The sequence below is a fragment of the Streptomyces sp. NRRL S-118 genome (genome assembly GCF_000716335.1).
Classification (GTDB): domain Bacteria; phylum Actinomycetota; class Actinomycetes; order Streptomycetales; family Streptomycetaceae; genus Streptomyces.
The window spans coordinates 84,809-103,925 of record NZ_KL591031.1; the positions used below are offsets into that span (position 1 = coordinate 84,809).

16 protein-coding genes and 3 pseudogenes are annotated in these 19,117 nt (G+C 69.6%); 8 read left to right on the top strand and 11 right to left on the bottom strand.

Translation table 11 applies throughout. From position 1 onward, the window contains the following. Positions 1-111 precede the first annotated feature (111 nt). Positions 112-549, bottom strand: a complete 438-nt coding sequence (locus IH00_RS0133460) for a MerR family transcriptional regulator (protein WP_031079829.1) — start codon at positions 547-549, stop codon at positions 112-114. A gap of 48 nt (positions 550-597) precedes the next feature. Between IH00_RS0133460 and IH00_RS0133465 the strand changes: the two genes are divergently transcribed. Continuing rightward, the gene (locus tag IH00_RS0133465) at positions 598-1,398 is read left to right on the top strand and encodes an MBL fold metallo-hydrolase (protein WP_031079830.1); all 801 of its coding nucleotides are present in this window, start codon (positions 598-600) and stop codon (positions 1,396-1,398) included. Between the two features lie 692 nt (positions 1,399-2,090). On the opposite strand, the gene IH00_RS43045 is transcribed toward IH00_RS0133465, so the two are convergent. Further along, positions 2,091-2,228, bottom strand: coding sequence for a hypothetical protein (locus tag IH00_RS43045; protein ID WP_158828084.1), 138 nt, complete (start codon positions 2,226-2,228; stop codon positions 2,091-2,093). A gap of 294 nt (positions 2,229-2,522) precedes the next feature. Here IH00_RS43045 and IH00_RS41115 point away from each other — a divergent pair, with 294 nt between their 5' ends. The 4 genes from IH00_RS41115 (at position 2,523) to IH00_RS0133495 (ending at position 7,486) form a co-directional block, all read left to right on the top strand. Beyond that, entirely contained in the window at positions 2,523-3,014 is a 492-nt protein-coding gene (locus tag IH00_RS41115) for a hypothetical protein (RefSeq protein ID WP_234335059.1), read from the top strand. An 825-nt stretch (positions 3,015-3,839) separates the two neighbouring features. Then, entirely contained in the window at positions 3,840-5,570 is a 1,731-nt protein-coding gene (locus IH00_RS39195) for a hypothetical protein (protein ID WP_031079831.1), read from the top strand. Between the two features lie 653 nt (positions 5,571-6,223). Next, positions 6,224-6,742 carry a hypothetical protein gene (locus tag IH00_RS0133490; RefSeq protein ID WP_031079832.1) on the top strand — a complete coding sequence of 173 codons (519 nt, stop codon included), beginning with the start codon at positions 6,224-6,226 and terminating at the stop codon, positions 6,740-6,742. 288 nt (positions 6,743-7,030) lie between these two features. Next, complete coding sequence (locus IH00_RS0133495) at positions 7,031-7,486, top strand: hypothetical protein (protein ID WP_031079833.1); 456 nt, start codon at positions 7,031-7,033, stop codon at positions 7,484-7,486. Between the two features lie 1,032 nt (positions 7,487-8,518). Here IH00_RS0133495 and IH00_RS0133500 read toward each other — a convergent pair. Beyond that, positions 8,519-9,976 carry a transcriptional regulator gene (locus IH00_RS0133500; protein WP_031079834.1) on the bottom strand — a complete coding sequence of 486 codons (1,458 nt, stop codon included), beginning with the start codon at positions 9,974-9,976 and terminating at the stop codon, positions 8,519-8,521. A gap of 234 nt (positions 9,977-10,210) precedes the next feature. On the opposite strand from IH00_RS0133500, the gene IH00_RS0133505 reads away from it, so the two are divergent. Together IH00_RS0133505 and IH00_RS0133510 are read left to right on the top strand one after the other, a co-directional pair. After that, positions 10,211-10,834: a hypothetical protein gene (locus tag IH00_RS0133505; RefSeq protein WP_031079835.1), complete on the top strand. Its 624-nt coding sequence runs from the start codon at positions 10,211-10,213 to the stop codon at positions 10,832-10,834. Continuing rightward, a pseudogene (locus IH00_RS0133510) lies at positions 10,831-11,310 on the top strand (ADP-ribosylglycohydrolase family protein); the annotation flags it as partial. The gene IH00_RS0133505 and the pseudogene IH00_RS0133510, both read left to right, overlap by 4 nt. 372 nt (positions 11,311-11,682) lie before the next feature. Here the strand turns inward: IH00_RS0133510 and IH00_RS0133515 are convergent. The 4 genes from IH00_RS0133515 to IH00_RS44590 all read right to left on the bottom strand — a co-directional run bounded on the left by IH00_RS0133515 (position 11,683) and on the right by IH00_RS44590 (position 14,308). Beyond that, positions 11,683-12,225, bottom strand: coding sequence for a hypothetical protein (locus IH00_RS0133515; protein ID WP_031079837.1), 543 nt, complete (start codon positions 12,223-12,225; stop codon positions 11,683-11,685). Between the two features lie 237 nt (positions 12,226-12,462). Next, positions 12,463-13,065 carry a hypothetical protein gene (locus IH00_RS45610; RefSeq protein WP_420710967.1) on the bottom strand — a complete coding sequence of 201 codons (603 nt, stop codon included), beginning with the start codon at positions 13,063-13,065 and terminating at the stop codon, positions 12,463-12,465. A 242-nt stretch (positions 13,066-13,307) separates the two neighbouring features. Then, positions 13,308-13,826, bottom strand: coding sequence for a helix-turn-helix domain-containing protein (locus tag IH00_RS44585; RefSeq protein ID WP_234335060.1), 519 nt, complete (start codon positions 13,824-13,826; stop codon positions 13,308-13,310). Beyond that, on the bottom strand, positions 13,778-14,308 hold the full coding sequence (locus IH00_RS44590) for an AraC-like ligand-binding domain-containing protein (RefSeq protein WP_234335061.1): 531 nt from the start codon (positions 14,306-14,308) through the stop codon (positions 13,778-13,780). The genes IH00_RS44585 and IH00_RS44590 overlap by 49 nt, the downstream gene beginning before the upstream one ends. Positions 14,309-14,520: 212 nt before the next feature. Between IH00_RS44590 and IH00_RS0133525 the strand changes: the two genes are divergently transcribed. Beyond that, the gene (locus tag IH00_RS0133525; RefSeq protein ID WP_031079838.1) at positions 14,521-15,786 is read left to right on the top strand and encodes a phospholipase D-like domain-containing protein; all 1,266 of its coding nucleotides are present in this window, start codon (positions 14,521-14,523) and stop codon (positions 15,784-15,786) included. 61 nt (positions 15,787-15,847) lie between these two features. Here the strand turns inward: IH00_RS0133525 and IH00_RS38165 are convergent. From IH00_RS38165 to IH00_RS0133550, 4 genes and pseudogenes are all read right to left on the bottom strand, one after another. Then, positions 15,848-16,578 (bottom strand): annotated as a pseudogene (locus IH00_RS38165) (SDR family NAD(P)-dependent oxidoreductase). Between the two features lie 76 nt (positions 16,579-16,654). Further along, positions 16,655-17,249: pseudogene (locus tag IH00_RS38170) on the bottom strand (dTDP-4-dehydrorhamnose 3,5-epimerase family protein). A 13-nt stretch (positions 17,250-17,262) separates the two neighbouring features. Then, positions 17,263-17,679 carry a hypothetical protein gene (locus tag IH00_RS0133540; RefSeq protein WP_052411845.1) on the bottom strand — a complete coding sequence of 139 codons (417 nt, stop codon included), beginning with the start codon at positions 17,677-17,679 and terminating at the stop codon, positions 17,263-17,265. A 633-nt stretch (positions 17,680-18,312) separates the two neighbouring features. Beyond that, on the bottom strand, positions 18,313-18,942 hold the full coding sequence (locus tag IH00_RS0133550; protein ID WP_158828090.1) for a hypothetical protein: 630 nt from the start codon (positions 18,940-18,942) through the stop codon (positions 18,313-18,315). Between the last annotated feature and the right edge of the window lie 175 nt (positions 18,943-19,117).

Genomic DNA, 19,117 nt, shown 5'->3' on the forward strand with positions numbered 1-19,117 from the left:
CCACGCCTGCGGCGTGGAACGGCGCCGCACCCACCCCTCGAGCGCGACCCGCTCCTCGTCCGACAGGATCAACTCGGCCTTCGGCCGCCCAGTACGCGCCACAGGCCAGGCTTATACATCTGAATGGAATTCCTGACTCAGAAGACTAGATGCCGGTGCGGACACGCTGCCGACGGCCTGCTTGAAGCCGGGACAGTCAACGATCCGCTCGTGGTCGCAGACCGCGGCGTGCCGGAGGCTGTCGCGGAGCCGCTTGAGCTGGCCGATCTGCTCGTCCAGGTCGCGGGCCTTGGCGGCCATGCGGACGCGCAGGTCCGCGTCGGACGGCCGAGCCACGAGGAACCGGCCAATCTCAGCAACTGAAAATCCGGCGCTGCGCGCGCATGTGATCAGCCCCAGGCGTTCCAGCACGTCCGGATGGTAGGTGCGGCGAAGGCCGTTGCGGCCCGCGGGAGCAATCAGGCCCTTCTTCTCGTAGAACCGCAGGGCTGAGGGCGTCAGTCCGCAGTGCCGTGCGACCTCGGCAATGTCCAACAACGCTTCATCCATCGACGTCCCCTTGACTTGAACCGCAGTTTAAGTTGCAGCCTAGTCGCCATGAAGATCCATCACTTGAACTGCGGATCGGTCCGCACGATCGAAGCCACCTACGACGGTCCGCATCCCACGCCTGCCGTGAATCACTGCCTGCTGGTCGAGACCGACGCCGACGGCTTGGTCCTGGTCGAGACCGGACTGGGTCTCGGCAACGTCCGGGATCCGGGCGGCACGCTCGGCGCCGAGTGGGTCGAGATGGCGCAACCCGTGCTCGACGAGGAGGAGACGGCCATCCGGCAGGTCGTCAGGCTCGGCTATTCACCATCCGACGTGCGCCATATCATCGTGACTCACCTGGATGTGGACCACAGCGGCGGCCTTCCCGACTTCCCCGGCGCCCAGGTCCACTTGACTGCCGCCGAACTTGCCGTGGCGCGCGCCGAGGCGCCCAGCTTCCGCTACCGCCCGGCTCACTGGGCGCACGAACCCAAATGGGTCACCTACGATCACGAGCTTGGCGAGCAGTGGTTCGGCTTCACCGCGCTGGAGCCGAAGGGACTGCCACCGGAGATCAAGCTCATCCCCCTCGGGGGTCACACAGTCGGCCACATCGGGGTCGCCGTGCTGAACGGCGATCGGTGGCTCCTCCACTGCGGCGACGCCTACTACTACCACCGGGAAGTCGGCGAATTGAAGGAACCCCATCCGCTGCTGGACATCGTCCAGACGCACTCACAGGCGCACCGCGACCTGCGGCTCGGAACTCAGGCCAGACTGCGCGAGCTGGTCCGTGACCACGGTGACCAGGTCGAAATCTTCTCCGCGCACGACCCATGGGAGCTGGCCCGCTACCGCACCTGAGATTTTCCCTGGTGATGTCACGCCGCGGCCTGGACGCCCCCGTGAGGCCGTAGGGCAGACCAGGCTGGTACTGAAGACGAGCCGCGCCAACCCGTGGAATCGAAGTCCAGCAGTACCAGCCGGTCCGGCTCCCACCACGACTCTTAGCGGACGTGGTGGCGCTGTTCAGGTCGCGTAGGTGCCCAGTACCAGCCTGGAAGTGTCGCCCACCGCGCGACCAGTCAATCGACCAACAGTCGTGCACCAGCTACCCCGTCCGATACATCATTCAGAATCCCAGGGCACTCAGCAGTGACTGGGTTGGCTGAGACGGAAGCCCGAACGACTGGTTCGTTTGAAACGACTCGATTGTGTGCGACGGGACAGCTCAGCGGCGAGAGCGCCCAGTTCAGCGTGAGAGCGATGTCGCTGGGTCCGTAGTTCGAACACGCCGGCTCGCCGTTGGGGTGCCGTGCGACGACGGGCCGCCGCAGCACTGCTCGCTCGCCGTCTGAGGTGTCCAGGTGGTCCGCAGGCCCGGCGGCACGTTTGAGCGCGCCTCGGATCATGGCTTCGCCACCGGCCCGAGGACCGCGACGCCGAACTCGGTACTCGTCACGGACATTGTGGCGGTCGGACTTGTCATGGGAGTGATGCCCAGGTAGACGATGAGGAAGCCGGTCACAAGGACGGGCAGCCTCCCTAAAAGCGGTCTACTTGGGTGAGCAGCAGGACGCCGCCGAGATCGCGAGCGAGGACCCGACGACGTTCGCGGCGGGGGTCTCGCGGGCGAGTGCCGCGGTCAGAGTGGGCGTCAGGATGAGCGCACCGTCGGCGGTCAGTCTGCTCATTCAGGACGTGGCAGGAGAGATGATGGTGCCCTGGTCCTCGGGGACAAAGCCTGGGCAGGTCGAAGCGGTGACGGCCGCGTCAAAAGGGAAGCGACCAGTCCGGCTGGTCCCCTGGGCCCTTCGTCGCCACCTTGGTCACCTGCAGCCGGGTGGCCGGCGCCGGGTGTGCTGAGTCGGCATCTCCCCAGATGGGGTGGCGGCTCGGCAGTGGCCTGGGGCGGGTGTGCGCCGTTCGCACAAGGACAGCAGCCACCGATGCTGTGCCTGTCGACATGGTCAGTCCAGAATGCTGTCGTGGCCGAGGACGGACAGAGCAGCATAGAACCGCGTTCATTCCTGACATGCGCGACAGAGGTGGCCCGGCTGCTGGGCGTTGAAGATGTCGCCGTGAAGCCGGACGACCGGCATGCCCGCCACCTCGCTCATGCGGTGCGTAGATCCCTGCTCGAACGTGCGAGTCTGCCGGAGGAACTGTTCGCTCCGTTGATGGCTGCAGCCGTGTACGACCCGGATCCCAGCTTCTGCCGCTGGTTCGTCGAGCCGGCGGTCTACGTATTCGGACGCCGCCGGGTGATGGCGGCATTGGTCGACTATCTGCGGATCGGCACGGATGCTGAGCGAGCGGGTGCGGTGCGGGCCTGGTACTGCGCCCATGTGCCCTTGCGTGCAGATCGTTCCCCTGCGTACGGACCTGGCGGGGTACGTGATCCCGCTCTGGACGAGTCACAGGATCTCAAGGACGCGTGGCTGGAGGCCTCGCTGCGGGGTATTCACCGAAGCCACTGATGTGCAGATGCGCCACCGTGTCCTGCTGGGCCTGCCTACCTCCCGCGCGGCATACCCGCCCTACCTGCACGAACTGCTTGAAAGCACACTCGCATCCGCCCGATTCCATTCCGACCTATATATCCGTCGCTGGGCCGCGGCAGCAGACCGCGATGCAGTCTGAGCCCGGTTTTCACCTCTCCTGTGTGTGCCGCGGTCCCGCGCCGGCCAGGCCCGGCCCGGGCACGCCGCCGGGTGGCGCTGTGCCGCCGTCGTGTTGTCGCGGTGCCGCGCCGTCGTCAGCATGGGGGCCTGAGGACAGATAGCTCGTACCGGCTTGCTGTTGGGCGCCCGGCTTGCGCGCCGTGGTGTCGCTCTCTGCGCGCTGGCATCGTCGGGTGCCGGGTGCCGGGTGCCGGGTGCCGGGTGCCGGATCGCCGCCGTGGTGCCGTCCTGGCCGTCGCGATTGGGTTCCGGCTCCCTCGCCGCCGTGTCCCTCGGCCTTTGATGCACCACGACGGTGCCCCGTGCCGTTTGGGCTTACCGGTGTTGGGCCCACCACAGGAGGGCCGTTACTACCGCTCCGCCGGCGGCCGTGGCGGCACCACGAACCAGGGCGAACATCGCCGCACGGCGCAGATGGCGAAGCGTCTTGGAATCCATGGTGTTCACCATGATGTGCCTCTCATTCCGGGTTTTCTCTCGGTTTTCCGAGCGAGGTGGAGACACATCGTGTGAGTTGGTGACATTGTCCGCCTCAGGCGGCGGACGTCTTCGCAGGTGACCGGTCGACGATTCGGTACAACCAGTGGGTTGTGCCCGGGACAATGCGCATGTGGGGGAGAGATGGGGCGGCCGTTAGGGGCTTTGCGGGGGCGGACCGATCAGGCGAACGAGCTGGCCACGTGGCTGCGCAAGGTGACCCTGGGCAAAGCGGTCCGGAAACTGGAGGAGGACTTCTCCTACAGCACGACGTCCTGGAGCGAGTACCGCAGTGGCAGCCGGTTGCCCCCCGAGAAGCTGCTCAGGGCCGTGGTCGAGCTCTATATCCGAGAGCCGAAGATGCGCGAGCGGCAGCTGGCCGAGGGTGTGCGCCTGCTGGAAGCCGCCCGCAGGGCTGAGGCTGCTGCGGACAACAAGGGAGTGCCCCCTGCCCTGCCGGTGCCCGCACTTCCGCAGCGAGGGAACGATCTCGTCTCCGAGGCTCTGCTGCGCCTGGACGATGCCCGGTTGCGGCAGATCGAGGCCCTGCAGAAGCTGGCCGCTTCCGAACGCCGACGCCTCCAGCTGGAGGACATGGTGTCCGTGCTGCAGGAGCGCTGCACCCTGCTGGAAGGGGAGCGAGACCGGGCCCGCGCAGACGCCCGCGCCGTACTGGAGCGGGAGCTGGAGATGTCCCGGGAATACCGGCGCCAGGCGGACGAGAAACTAGAGCACGCGCGCCGAGCAGAGGAGAAGGCCTACCGGCTTCGTCTCGCCGCCGAGCGGCAGGTCTCCCGCCAGCGCATCGCCCTGAGCCGGAGCGACCGAACGGAGGCAACCGGCGCCGCCGAGTCGCCGAGCGCCGGTCCGCAGAGCATGGGCCGGCCCTCGCTCGACCAGATCTTCAATGTCCTTCAGGTGGCCCAGGAACAACTCGATTCCCAGGACGACGAGCTTGACGACTTGGAGGTGCTGCTCGAACGCGATGCCGACGAGGACGCCACCTCCAAGCCGGCATCGGCCTTGCTGATTGTCCCGGAACAACCGGTGAACACGTTTACTCCGGGACAGTCCGGTGTCCCGGAACCACCCGTGAACAGTGAGCACGGCAACCCGCCCGTCGGCGAAAACTCCGACGGGCAGTGGTGGTACGCCCTCGAAGCAGACCGGGAGTGGAAGGACGCCTTTGAAGCCGCCAAAGAGGACCTCATGCGGGGCCGGGTCATAGCACACGGGGTCCTCACCCGCTTCGAGGCTGTCCTGGGACCCGACCACGAGATGATCCTCCACATCCGTGGCGTCCTCGCGGGTTGGCTGGGGCTGGACGGAGGCGCGGCGGGCGCCGCCACCGCCTACACCGTGCTTCTGGCTGACCGTCTGCGCATCCAGGGCCCCGACCACCCCGCCACCATCGCCACTCGTGGGCAGATCGCCCACTGGCGCCGCGAGGCCGGGGATGCGGCGGGCGCCGCCACCGCCTACGCCGAGCTTCTGGCTGACCGTCTGCGCATCCAGGGCCCCGACCACCCCGCCACCATCGCCGCCCGCTTCCCGCTCGCCTACGCACGCGGCGAGAACGGGGACAGGACCGGCGCTGCCCAGGACCTGGCCGACATCCTGGCAGACCAGAGCCGTGTCCTGGGTCCCGATGACCTTGGTGTCCTGGCCAGCCGCCGGAGCGTCGCGACATGGCGCGGCCGGAACGGGGACCCGGTCGGCGCCGCCCGAGCCTTCGCCGAACTCCTGGTCGACAGCCGGCGTGTCCTGGGCCCCGACGACACTGAGACCCGTCTCACCCACTACCAGTACAAGTACTGGCGCGGCCAGGCCAGATGGTGGCGGCGGCTGCGGCGCGCTGCGCGGCCGGCACAGTAGGAGGACGCGGTGCCCACGTGGTCGGCCCGGGCCCACGGGTGGCACCTCAGCTGCCGGGCGTCGCCAGCGCCGGCAGGCTGGCCACCTCCGCGATGGTCCCCGAGTGCGGGCGGACGAAGTGATCTGCGGGCAGGCGTTCTGACTGGCGGACCTGGTGAAGTACTTCGGCAGGCGGAACCAGTGACCACTCTCAGGGAAGAGGGCGAGTCACCGTCGATCAGTACGCCGGCCAAAGGAAAGCGCAGCGCAAGTGCGACGGGGGCTCAGGGACACTGCGTTCGGCACCGTCCGACCCGGTGAGCCGGTCATCGCCCTCGACTATCCGGCGGCCACCCTTGCGGTGCGCCCCTGTTCGACTCCGGTCCGGAGCACTGCTGCTCGCCGCGCTCTGCCCCGTACGGCTCTCGTAGGGCGTCGGATTGGCCCTCGGGCTTCTGCCGGCCGGCTGCCTCGGCCCCCCGGTACTGCGCCCCGGCGCGGGGCCGCGTCGCGCAGTCGTGGTGCTCGTGACGGGGGCGCCCGAGGCCGCGCCGTTCCGCTGCCGGATCGGCGTCTGCCGCCGTAGCGCGCCTGGGGGCGGCTGGGCGTGTGCCGGGTCCTGGCATAGGTTCAGGCACTGTGACGCGTACTGTGGAATCCCGGCTGGTGGTCGGGTGAGTGGCTGGTGGGCTTACCTGGACGAACGGACCTGCCGGGACGTCGACGTCAAAGTGCTGCGGGATCGGCGGTTGTCGGCGGTCAGAGTCGTCTGGGAGGCGTTGCAGCCGTTGGGGCTGGGCCTGCACGAGGCCGAGCGGGTGGTCCTGGCGCGATACGAGGCCCTCGGCGACCAGGTGGAGCGCACGCCGCCCGATCCGCTTGACCTCCCCTCACTCGCAGCTCGTGCCGCGGTGCTCCCGGGCCGTGTGGCGGCGGTGGAGGCGCTTTGGGACGGCGATACCGTGCACGACTGGTTCGTGCTTTTGGTGGCGGTTCTGGACACCCCGGACGGCGAGGGTCACTTGGCGACCGTTTACCACCGTCCTGACGGCGCTCCACCTGGCGTTGCCGCCGCCGAGGCCGGCCGGGCGCTGGCCGATCGTCTCGGCGTGCCGTTCTTCTTCGCCTCCCCGGATGTTCCCGATGACGACGCCCCGCGCTGGCGGACCGCCCAACAGGGGGACGTGTGGTGACCCGGTGCCTGTGGGGGGATCGCGAGGCTGAGCGGTCCGGACACGCCGCGTGGCTGCCGGGCGGCTGCCGCCCCGGTCGGGCCGTGCCAACCGGCAAGCGGTCGGCCGGGTACCGGTGCCGTGTCTGGTGCGCCTGTACGGCACCAGCCATGTCTGCTCGCCATCCGCTGGTGGGGGGACGGGCGTTGCCAGCGGGTCGCCGGCTCGACCGTTCCGCCGCAGTCGTCCGGGTCAGCGCCGCCGGAAACTGTGGTGACGGTGGTTACTCCGGCCGTGCATGATGCGGATATGGCAACGGAGTTCGGCGGGATGATCGAGTGCAGGCCGGGTGCCCGTCTTTGGGGCCTTGAGGACGAGGACACCGTGTGGAAGGCCGCGATCGATGTCTTCCTGTTGAACATGGGCAACGCGTATGACGCCCTCGCCTGTCTCTTCGGGATCCGCAACACTTTGGGGTTCCGGCCCCTGACCGAGGAACGTGGTCTGCCGGAGGACGCTTCGGAGGGGGTTCTTGCCGATTTCGCTGGACACGGGGGATCCGACGAGGTGTACGGGACCACGTGGATCACCTGGGCGGAGCTGGCGTCTGCCGACTGGGAGGAGACAGACCCCTCCGGTACACACAGCCGAAGGGCGGTCGCCGGGAACGAAACGCACTGGGGACCCGTGTGGAGCGTGATGCGTACGCTCAGCGACCTGCACGGTCCTGAGAACGTCCGCCTCGTCGTATGGTTTTGGACTTGACCGAACACGGGGAGCCTCGCGAAAACCGCTCCTGACCACACTGGGCGAAGCGGGGCGACCACGGTTGTGTGACTCCGGCCAGTTGCCGCTGCCCCGAGACGCTGCAGGAGTCCCGGGGCACTGTGCGCAGAGGCGTGGAACCCCGTCGCGGCTGTGCTGATACCGCCATCATCGGCGGACGCTGGGCCGCGCGCCGCTGAGGATGATCCGGACCACGACTTGCTGGCGCCGGACGTGCAGCCGCTGCTCGTCGCGTCCGCGGGGATAGACCCGCAGACCCGGCCGGCTGCCCGGCTTCGCCAAGGGCTGCTCCGCGCGCCTGCGGGGATGGTCCCCGCACCAGGCGCGTCGACGGGACTCTCTCACGCTGCTCCCAGCGTCCGCTGCTGTGCCGCCGTAAGCCGTTCCGGCGTCGTGCCGCTGCTGCCCTCTCGTACCCTGCCGCCGCCCGCCGCTCTGACACGGGTGCTCTGGCCGCGGTCATCGTTCCGCCGCACTGCCGCCTGCTTGCCGGGTGGGTGCAGCGGTGCCACAGTCCTGCCGCCGGTGTGCTTGCGCCGTGTGGTCCCCCGTCCGGCGTCTGCCGCCGTACCGTCGGCCGCCTTTGAAGAAGTCGCCCGTCGGCTCCGCCGGCGCCGTGCTCCCTGCCGCTGCTGGCCGCGCCGCCTATAGCGCGAAGCTTTGGCGTCCCGGCGGTGTGCTGCCGCACCTCTCACGCGAGACGGCGTCGTTCGGGGCCGGCGTTCGTGCGCGCCGGGGCGCGCCGGGGTTACACCCGCGGCGTCCGGTGTTCCGGGTTATCAGGTTCTGGTCGGCCGGGTGCGGGTGCGGGTGCGGGTGCGGGTGGCGGCGTGGGTCGGCGTAGACCGGCGCTGCGGCGCGGGTCGGCCCGGTGCAGGCCATACCAGTTGGTGCCGGGGCTCGTTCACTGCTGCTGGAGACCGTCCATCTCCGCGCTTGACGTGTGGGTGTTTGTCTTCCGGTGTATGTGTGCGGGTTCGGGTGGTCGTTTCTGTTTCGTGTCGGAAATTCTTAGTTGTGGGGCTTCCACCGGCGTCCCAGGGTGTCGTACGTGTACCGGGGCAGGCCCTCGATGGCGCTGGTGCGGAAGGGGCGGCCGTCGTCGTCGATGCGCACGGTGCCTTTGCGGCCCTGGGAGGACCAGTCCAGCTCCAGGTACCAGCGGCAGTCGCATGAGCTGGTCGCGGCCGTGACCAGCAGCACCTCAGGGTCCTTCGCCGAGACGCGGAAGGGCATGCGCACGGCCGGGATCGGCGTGCCGGAGTCGTTCCCGGCGGCCGGGCGGGCGATGGGGCGGTCTTTGTCCAGGTCCACGGTGAAGTACCGGGGAGTGATCGAGCCGCCGCAGCCCTGGTCCATGGCGTAGGCGTTGCCTGCGGCGGGCGCTGTTCGGCCGGCCACGCGCACGCGCAGCGCCTCCAGTACGACGGCCGTGTCGGTGCGCCCCTGCACCGACAGCTGCACGAGTGTCTCGCCGCCGTGCACGGCGCTCTGCGTCGCTGCCCAGGGCGCCCCGTCCTGCGGGGCGGGGGGAGGGGGGACCTGACCCGGCGGCTTGGCGATGATGTAGTCGTGTCCGCAACCGAGCCGCCAGGCGTGGGAGTTGACGGTCCAGGCGAGCGGCGGCCCGGTGGGCTGTTCGCCGTGGGGCGGGGCGGATGTCGCGCCGGGCGGGCGGGAGGTGCCCGGCTTCTTCTTCGGGGTGGCGGTGCCCGGGGGCCGCTCGGGGGTGGGGGTGCCGCCCGGGCCGGGTGAGGCGACCTGCCGCTGCGGCGCCCTGGCCTCGGCCGTACCGGACGCCGTCGGACCGGACGCCGTGGGACCGGTGACCCGGGCAGGGCCGTCGGCGGACGCCCGCCGCCCGTCCGGCAGCGCGGAAAGGGCCCCGAGTGTCGCGAGCGCGGCACAGACGCAGGCCAGCCCGACCACGAGACGTCTGCGGCGGTACCAGGGGCGGCCCTGGAGCGGGGACGCGGACGCGCCGGGCGGTCCGGGCGCAGGGGCTGTTTCGGCGCCCGGGCTGCCGGTGGCCTTCGGCGCCGTGTCCGGTTCTGTGACCGGGCTGCCAGTGTCCTTCGGCGCCGTGCCGTGTTCGGTGACGCCCTTGACCGCTGTGTCCGGTCCGTCCGCCGCGTTGGTCACGGCTTCTGCCGCCGTGGTGTCGCGCGCGCTGTGCGCTGCTCCGGCCGTACGAGGCCGGTGGCGGGCTGCCACTGCCAGGAGCCAGCGGCGGTGGAGTTCCAGGCGTTGCTGCGAGGTAGCCCCGCACAGGGCTGCGAAGCGTTCCACGGGGGCGAAGTCGAGCGGCACCGCGTCGCCGGCACAGTAGCGGTGCAGCGTCGAGGTGTTCATGCCCAGACGGCGGGCCAGCGAGCCGTAGCTGCGGTCCGTGCGCTCCTTCAAGGCCCGCAGCAGCGCCGCGAACTGCGCCACCTCGTCGATGCCGTCTCCGTCGCCCTGTGCCGACACAGGTCCCCCCGTCCTCGTACGACCCCACCCGGCCTGCGACGCTGTCCCAGGCACCCCGTGTACCTGCACGTCAGACGGGCTGGGATGGTTCCACCGTGCCCGATCGGCCGTCGGCTGTTGCGCCCGGCCGCTGTGACCGCTGATGCTCTTGGTACCGCACCGACCAGGCCCGGGACGACCAGCCGGCCTCTCCGCGGCATCCACGTCCACGCACTCATCCACGGGGGAACACCCATGTCCATGCGCATCCGAACGAGCGCTCTCACCGCACTCACCGTCGCCGCCCTCGCGGCGGGCACGGTCCTCACGGCACCGGCCGCCGGGGCCGCGCCGAAGACCGCCGCGCCCAGGTTCCTGTCGGCGTCCCAGCTGCCGCCGCACCCGACGTCGTCCTGGACCGCCGGGCCGGTCACCGGCGGGTTCCCGGAGGAACTCGGCCTCTGCGTCAGCACGGAGGGCGTGCCCGCCTACGACTACCGGCACCGGCAGTTCCGGACCGACCTGGACACCAGCGCCGTGCAGCTGACCGTCGTGACGGGCACAGCCGCCCAGGCCAAGGCCCTGGCGAAGCACTACGACGACCTGATCCGCACCTGCGCCGACCGCATCGAGGAGTCCTCGCCCGGCGTCGAGGCCGAGGGCCGCGACTACGGCAGGCTGCCGGTCGAGGAGGGGGCCCGCGTCCGCGGCCTGCACACCGAGACGTCCTGGGGCGCCACCGACATCGCCCTGCTGTCGGTCGGGCGGGACGGCAGGACCGTCACCGTCGTGCAGTGGGGACAGATGGGCGACTTCGGGGACGCGCCCCTGGCCGCCTTCCAGAAGACCACGACCACGGCAGTCGACAAGCTGTACTGACCGGGCGGCCACCGGACAGGGGCCGAGGCCGTCCTCCCGCCACGGGGGTCGGGAGGACGGCCCCGTATCGGTCACCTGGTGCCGGTGGCGAGATGTGCGGAGGCGGTGGCTGGGACCCCGGCGAGGCGACCGACGACACGCAGATGGCCATCCTGGTCGCGGAATCCCTGCTGGAGCGCGGCGTACTGGATCTGCCGGACATCTTCGCCCGCTTCCAGCGGTGGGCAGCGTCAGAACCGAAGGACATCGGCTTGCAGACCGAAGACGTCCTGACCAACGGCATGCCCTGGGACCTTGCTGCCGCGATCCATTTCCAGGTCAACCAGCGAGCAGCGGGAAACGGCGCCTTGATGCGGGCCTCGACCTCCGCGGTCCACTTCGCACCCGCTGGCCAGGAAACCACCATGGACGCGGCCCGCCGCATCGCCGCCCTCACCCACGGCGACCGCGCGGCTTGGGAAGGCACCGCGATCTTCACGGGCGGGAAGTTGACGCTCGGCCCGCTGTCCTTGGTCGCGCTCACTGCTGCGCCTCCCCGGGAACGCTGCGCAGATGGGGCAGATGTTCGTCCACGTCATCCGGGAAGGCCTGGATGAGCTGGTTGATGGCGGCAGCAAGACCGGGAAGCAGAGTTCGGGTTCCGCTCTCGTTGGGCATGGTGAAGCCCTCGGGACGGAAGTTCATCGCCCAGGCTTGCAGGAACGAGTCGTCTCGTCGTGCCTGGTCGAATGCAGCGTCGTACAGGTCGAGGACTCCGAGGAGCGCCTGGCAGACGGGTTCGGGAAGGCCCTCTCTTCTCAGCTTCGGCAATGGCCTCGCGCATATAGACAGCGCGGCGTGCTGTGAGGTCAGACATCGGTTCCTCCCTGCTCAAGAAACTTGCTGACCTCGTCCGCGATGCCCTTGCCGCGGGTCTTCTTCACCGTGGTCCGGCCGGTGGATTCGGGGATGCCATCGCTGCCGACCCACACGTACGGGTCCGTACCTTCATTGTCGACTTGCATGGCGATCTGGATATCGAGGGTCTTGAGGTGGTTGGCAGTCTTGAGGTGGTTGGCAGGGGCGGCGGCGAAGATGGTGGCCGAGGCCCGGCGGAGCGGGTAGAGCCGGAAGTTCCTGATCCAGGCCGAGCCGTACTCGTCGAGGAAGGCGCTGTGGCCGTCTTTGCCTGCACGTATCTGCACCTCGTTGTCGCGGAGGCGGAGGTCGAAGTACTCCTCGGCGCGGTTCTCGACGGTGACCTGGAAGCTGAAGTACGTCAGGCCCTTCGCGTCGTCGTCACGGCCTCTCTTGGGAACGTCGCCCTTCTTGAAGCTGTGTACCCGGACACGGAGGCCTGTGAAGTCTTCGTCGTACTCCTGCCAGTCCCCGAGGACGTTAGGATGGAGCATGCTGTGGTCTTCCCCCTGGTGACTGCCGACGGGCAGCGGTTGCAGGCGTGAGTAGTTGCGATACAGGATGCAGGACTGGCGTCCCGCCGCAGCGTGGCAGGGCCTCCGCGATCCGCCAGCTCGTCCTCCAAGACCCTGCCCCCATTATCACGAAGACGCTCGGCATCACGGCAAGACCGATACCCGCCTGGTCACCGAAGCTGGCATCACCTGGAGCCGATGCGCTTCCCGCGGCGACTACACACGGTGATTGACGGGCCGATCAACTACCGCCACACGGGCCTTCCACGCCGGGTTGGGCGGTCGACGGTCCGGCGACGGCTGGCTGAACCTACAAGGCTCCCTCGGCGGTGTCGATCCTGGCCTGAGTGCCGAGCGGGATGGTCGGAGGATGCAGGCCGTGTCCGGCAGGGAGTCCGCCGAGAACAAGAACACCCAGGCGCGTCGGCCGGTCGCGCAGTACGTCGGCGATTCCCCATCCCTCAGGGTTGAATCACCGACATCCTGGTCGAAGCCGGGGAACTGGCCAAGTGCGACACCGTGCAGCCCCTCCAGGGCCCCAGTACGGGCCAGCTGGGTCAGTCCGCGATCGACCTCCCCCAGCCCTGTGCCTCTCTGGTGTTCGAGAAAGAGGTTCGTCCCTTCAGGACCTGTCGGCCGGTGGGTGGATGATGTCTCGGCACGCCCCGAAGGATTAAGACGGCAACACGCTCGAACTTGACACGGAAGCCGTATGGCCGGAGCTGGCCGATCCGCTAGCGGGTGCACGCGGCATAGGCGAGCAGCTCGCCAAGCTCGCCGACATCTACGACCCCAACCGTGCCCAACCACCGCAGCCATCCGCCCGCCCGACCGCACACGCGAGCGCCGAAAGCATCATCGAGGACATCGAGCGCCGCGCAGGCGCGCGTAGGAGAGCAGAAGAGCAACGAGCCGCCCGCAAGCGTGCGCGGAAGGTCCGCGACGAGATCGCGGCCATGCCGCCGGCCACGGACGTGGTCGCGGTGATCGAGGGCCTCGCCGGCCCGTGAGCGGGCGTCCGCGCGGAACGGGGGCCGGGACGCGATGCCGTCCCGGCCCCCTCAGTCCGCGCCGGGCCGTCGAGGACAGGCGTACGCCTCGGGCGGCAGGTTCCGGTAGTCCCGCGGTGGTACGCCGTAGGCGGCCCGGAACAGGCGGCTGAAGTGCGCCGGGTCGGTGAAACCCCACCGGGCGGCGACGGCGTGCACCGGGCGGGCGCGCAGACGCGGGTCGGCGAGGTCCAGGCGGCAGCGCTCCAGACGGCGGTGGCGTATCCAGGCAGCCGGTGATGTGCCGTCCTCGGCGAGCAGCTGCTGCAGATGGCGCAGGGAGACGTGGTGGGCGGCCGCGATCGTGCGGGGGCTCAGGGCCGGGTCGGCGAGATGCCGCTCGACGAACGCGGTGATCCTGGCCCGCAGGGCACTCCTGCGGGCCTCCGGGCTCAGCGACTGCTCGGTCTCCGGACAGCGGGCGACGACGGAGGCAAGGAGGTCCAGGGTGACCGAGGTGAGGGTGGGGACGTCGGCCGGGGTCAACTCGCCGGCCCGCGCGTTGAGGTCGGCGAGCCAGCGGGCGAACACCCACCCATGCCGCCGCGCCCGCAGATCGGGACTGCGAGCAGGTCCCGCACCGCCTTCTCCGGCAGCGGCAGCAGCCGGTGGGGGAGTTGCAGAGTCAGCTGCGACCACTGGTCCCGAACGGCCCGGCGGTGGGCGTCGAAGGAACGACTGCTGTCCAGCACCACGAGGTCGCCCGCACCCAGCGCCGTGTCTCTCCCGGCCTGGGACAGGGACCCCTGTCCACCGAGGATGCAGTTGATCATGTACACCTCGGGGTCGGACTGCCGGACCAGCTTCGCCGTCCGCGCGATCTCCAGGTGCGGGAAGGACAACGCGGACAGCTGCAACTCGCCCAGGTCGACGACGCGCACCCTGGCACGGAAGTCCTCGCGGTCGTCGCTCCGCAGCCGATTGCGCAGGTGCGACCCCGCGGTGATGTCCTCGAACAACTCGAACCGCTCCGGCGCCGCCACCACGTCCGTGCTGTACTCCGTCGCCAGCATTCCCGCCCCCTCGCCTCCTCCACGGCTTTCCAACGTGGCATGGACACGTATCCGAGTCCAGCGGCACTTCGGTCACATGTGAGCGCCCGTACCACGCAGGGCGGATGCGCGGACCGGCAAGCGCTGTGCGCGGACGCTCAATGACACCCGGGCCCCGCATCCGCACGCTCGTACCGGCACGTGAACCGTCACGCCCCCACGGAGGACGCTCGATGAAACGCCGTAAAGCACGCAAGGCCGGCCTCACCCTGGCAGCCGCCTCGATGGCGGTGGTCTCCCTGTCGGCCCTGTCGGCCGCTCCGGCCACATCCGTGGTACCCACCCGGACGGTCTCGCCGGCCGCCGCGGCGGTGCCCGTCGGGCCGCACGAAGTGCGGGACTACACGCTGTTCAGCACCAAGGTGGACGCCCCCGACTCCCACAAGAACATCGCGGACCACGCCCGTCGGCTCATCGACGCGGCCTCGCCCGGAGCGATGCTCTCCCTCACGCTCTACTACTTCGACCGGGACGAGATCGTCGACGCGCTCCGCAGGGCGGCGGCCCGTGGGGTGAGCGTCCGCCTCGTCGTCGACGGCTACATGGTCGGCAACGCCTGGCACAAGGCACTCACGTCCATCCCGGGCATCACGGTGGTGGCGTGCGACCCGAGGCGCTCGGGCGGCGAACCGGTCCGCGCCTGCATGGGCAACCGTGTGATCCACAAGGTCCCCGTCATGCACAACAAGTTCATGATCATCTCCAGCGTGCAGCTGACGGGCGGGAGGACGGCGAAGAACGTCCTCTACGTCTCCTCCGCCAACCTCGACCACTACACGGCGTACGAGAGCGTCCTGACCCTCACGCACGCCGGACTGTACGAGGACTACCTGACGTACTTCAACGACCTCATGCGCCACGGCAGCACCGGCCAGGTCAACAACGACTACGGAAAGACCTTCCGCGCCGGCGACCACCGCATCTACACCTTCCCCCGCAAGGAGACCGGGAACAAACCGCGGCCGCGGAGCGCGAGCAACGACCCCATCGCCGGCCTCCTCCGGAACACGGCGTGTGGATCCCCGGGACGGACCAGGATCGACCTCGCGAACTTCCGGATCCAGCGGGCGGCCGTGGTGAAGGAACTGATCGCGGCGCGCGAACGGGGCTGCAAGGTCAGGGTCGTCACCGGTGAGGACCAATTCGTGGAGGTGAACCGCCTCGCCCGCGCCATGCCCGTCCGACTCTGCTCCCACGACAACGGCGCGGGCATCACGATGCACGAGAAGTTCATCCTCGTGCGCCGGGGCTCCCGGTCGACGCTCTACGTGGGCAGCCACAACCTCACCTACCGGGCGCTCCGCCAGAACGACGAGTCCATCCTCGCCCTGCGAAACCACCCGATCGGCTCCTCTTACCTGAAGCGGTTCGACTATCTCCACGAGGGGTGCGAGCGCATGAAGCCCAGGAAGGACGTCGTCGCGGACCAGGAGGGCTGAGCCGGGCCACCTGGCGGAGGACCGCTTCCCCGACGGGCGCGGACGGCCGGGGCACCGGACCTCAGGCCTCGCGTGCCCGCTGGAAGCCGTTGATCTCGCGCAGCCAGGCCTCGTCGTCGGCCAGGCGCGCCCGCGCGTGGTCGGCCACCTCCGGGTGGGGCAGGATCAGGAACCGTCCCTCCGCCATTCCCTCGAACAGGGCGTACGCCACCTCCTCCAGGCCGATGGGCGCGGACATGAGGGTGAGGCCGCCGGACGAGCCGGCCGTCGTGTGCATCGCGGTCCGCACTCCACGCGGGCGGATGGTGTGTACGTCGACACCCCGGTGCCGGTAGGTGACCGAGACCCACTAGGCGAAGGCGAGCGCCGCGTGCTTGGACACCGCGTAGGGAGCCGACCCCACCATCGTCAGCAGCCCCGCGGCGGACACCACCGACACGAACCGGCCGTCGCCGCGTTCCAGCCAGTCCGGGAGCAGATCCCGCGCGGCCCGTACGTGCGCCATCAGATTGCCGTCCAGCGCCGAGGACCAGGCGTCGTCCGGTACGTCCGGGCCGCCAGGCGTGGCGACCCCGGCGGTGGCGCAGGAGACGTCGACGGGGCCGCCGAGCAGGTCACGGGCGGCCGGGACGAGCGAGCCGACGGCGTCCGCCGACAGGGCCAGGCCGCTGATCTCGGCCGCCAGAGCCCTCGCCCGGTCCTCGTGCCGGTCGTTGACGACGACGCGGCCCCCGCGGCGGCGAAGCGACGGCACAGGGCGGCCCCGATGCCGCGGCCCGCGCCGGTGACCACCACTCCCGCCCCGCGCAGACGCCCCGCGCAGACGCCCCGCGCAGACGCTCCGCGCCTCCGCCTCCGCCGTGCCCGGTCACGGACGTGTACCGGACAGGTCGAGCGCGCGGCAGTCGGCGTACCGGGGGAGAAGCCCGGCCCGTTCCGCCTCGGCCAGGGTCGGTGCCGTCCGGTCCCGCTCCGACAGCACCGGCGTGATCCCGTCCGGAATGGGCAGGCCCAGCGCCGGGTCGAGCGGGGACACCGCTTGTTCCCGCTCGGCGGCGTAGGAGGTCGACAGCAGGTAGGAGACGGTGGTGTCGTCCTCCAGGGCGATGAACAGATGCCCGACGCCCGTCGGCAGATGGACCGCCCGGCACTCACGCGTGTCGAGTACCACGGAGTCCCAGGTCCCGAGCGTGGGTGAGCCGACCCGTGTGTCGACGACCACGTCCAGTGCGGAGCCGCAGGAACAGTAGGCGTACTTGGCCCTACCGGGCGGTGTCGCGGTGAAGTGGACACCACGTACGACACCGCGCCGCGAGACGCTGCAGCTGCACTGCGCCACCGGAAACAGCGGGCGCCCCGACGGCCTTCTCCTGATAGGGCGACAGAAACGCGCCCCGGTCGTCGTGGAACACCTCCGGGGTGAAGACGTACGCGCCCTCGACCGTCAGCTCCCGCGCCTTCACGAACGCCCTCCGTTCATCGGTCCGCGCCGCGCACGCCGACGAACAGACCGGGACCGGCCTGGTCGTACGGCACGAACTCCACGGACAGCCCGGCGGCACGGAACGCGTGCTCGTACTCCTCACACGTGAAGAGCGTCATGACGTGCGTGTCGGTGAAGTGCTGGATGCCGCTGTCCGGTTCGGCGACCACGTAGTGCACTTCCATCCGGCTCGCACAGCCCTCGTCGTGCCGCACGGTGTGGGAGACCCGGGAGATCGTCCGCCCGTCCACGTCGACCACGTCACCGGCGACATAGCCGGGCAGGAAGGTGTCGGGCGACCACCAGGGCTCGACGACGGCCACGCCGCCGGGTGTCAGATGCCGGGCGAAGGAGCGCAGCGCCGCGTCCAGCTCCGCGGTCGAGGCCAGATACCCGACGGAGCTGAACATGCAGGTGACGGCGGAGAAGGAGCCGCAGGCGACGTCCAGCAGGGACGACGTCGGGCTTCCGGTCGAGAACGGCGCGTACGGTGACGGCGGACTCGGCCGCTTAGTCCTTGCCGCGCCCCCGGTAGATCGCCTCGTAGATGTCGGCCCTGTCGTACAGGTCCAGGACCTCTGCCGTGTTCACGTGCCGCTTCCTTGGCTAGGTGACCGTCGATGAGCGGCCGGGCCCGGTCCGGACCCCGGCCCCCGGGCTGCCCGCCCGGGGAACCAGGGCCGGACCCGGCCCGGCCGCTGGGGATGCCCGGTCAGTCCCGGGCCAGCTTGACGAGGCTGCCCAAGAAGGCGGGTCCGTACATACATCCGGGTCGGAGTGCGGTCCAGGGACGCACCCACCGAGGCACCCAGGGAAGCCGGCCAGGACGTCGGCCCCTGGGACGCCTCAGTGAACCGGCCCGCCGCGGCCCTCGCTCGTCCAGTGGCACAGGGGCTCGTCCGGCAGGGTGCTGGTGTAGCCGATGACGTTCTCGCTTCAAGCCGGAAAGAGACCCGATCGCTTGACCGGGAATTCGCAGAATCGACGTGTCAGCGATTCATCGATGGACAAGGCACTGCGACCGCTAGCGCGCGTGTTCTCGTTCAGCTGTGGCGCCGACCGCGCTCGCGCACGCCGGTGACGAGCACTCCAAAGGCGAAGACCAGGACGAGGAGGAAAATGGCGATACCGAGGACGTCCTGAACCCCACTAGCCAGGCCGCTGTAGCCCACGTCGACGCCGAAGATCAAAGAGCACACGCCTGCGACAAGAGCCGTCCAGCCCAGCCAACCAGGAACCCGGCGACCAACGAGAATCGCGGCCCCGAAGAGCGCGAGGGTCAGCCCCAGCAGGATACGGAAGTAACTCTGGAACCCCCATTCCAGCCAACGCACGGTCTCGGCGTTGGCGAAACGGATCGCTTTCTCACTGCCCGACGCGCTGACCCATGAGTCGACGGCCTGCTTCAGGCCCACGCCGTCCAATCCCTGCAGAACAGCCCAGATCGCCGCAGTCGCAACAGCTGCCGCTGCCCCCAGCTGCGCGACCAGGGAAGGCCCATCGGCACCTCGCAGGACGCGGTAGAGCACGAGCAGGCCGCTCAGCGTCACCAGGACGCCGATGAACTGGAGGAGATGAACGGCGATCCAGGGGTCGCTGTCCGCGTACTTGGTGAAGATCGCCGGATGGTCGTCTTCCTCCCCCGAAGGATGGAAGCCAGCGGTCGTGATCACATTGAGAAGGAAACCCCCGACCATGAGACCACCGGCGATCGTCAGCCTGCGCCCTCGCGAATCGGTTGCATCCGCCCCAGTGCCAACACGCGCATCCGGACTCATGAACAGTCCCCAGTCCTCTCGATGCCACCGACCGACCTACTACTCCAGCAGGAGTTTGCTGTCTGACCTG

Bases quoted from the DNA above. Each gene is read 5' to 3' on its own strand.
- IH00_RS0133515 (WP_031079837.1), bottom strand. From the start codon at position 12,225: ATGCTCCATCCTAACGTCCTCGGGGACTGGCAGGAGTACGACGAAGAC.
- IH00_RS0133525 (WP_031079838.1), top strand. From the start codon at position 14,521: ATGAAACGCCGTAAAGCACGCAAGGCCGGCCTCACCCTGGCAGCCGCC.
- IH00_RS44590 (WP_234335061.1), bottom strand. From the start codon at position 14,308: ATGCTGGCGACGGAGTACAGCACGGACGTGGTGGCGGCGCCGGAGCGG.
- IH00_RS0133505 (WP_031079835.1), top strand. From the start codon at position 10,211: ATGTCCATGCGCATCCGAACGAGCGCTCTCACCGCACTCACCGTCGCC.
- IH00_RS0133540 (WP_052411845.1), bottom strand. From the start codon at position 17,679: ATGTTCAGCTCCGTCGGGTATCTGGCCTCGACCGCGGAGCTGGACGCG.
- IH00_RS0133460 (WP_031079829.1), bottom strand. From the start codon at position 549: ATGGATGAAGCGTTGTTGGACATTGCCGAGGTCGCACGGCACTGCGGA.
- IH00_RS0133465 (WP_031079830.1), top strand. From the start codon at position 598: ATGAAGATCCATCACTTGAACTGCGGATCGGTCCGCACGATCGAAGCC.
- IH00_RS45610 (WP_420710967.1), bottom strand. From the start codon at position 13,065: ATGGCTGCGGTGGTTGGGCACGGTTGGGGTCGTAGATGTCGGCGAGCT.
- IH00_RS0133495 (WP_031079833.1), top strand. From the start codon at position 7,031: ATGGCAACGGAGTTCGGCGGGATGATCGAGTGCAGGCCGGGTGCCCGT.
- IH00_RS43045 (WP_158828084.1), bottom strand. From the start codon at position 2,228: ATGAGCAGACTGACCGCCGACGGTGCGCTCATCCTGACGCCCACTCTG.
- IH00_RS39195 (WP_031079831.1), top strand. From the start codon at position 3,840: ATGGGGCGGCCGTTAGGGGCTTTGCGGGGGCGGACCGATCAGGCGAAC.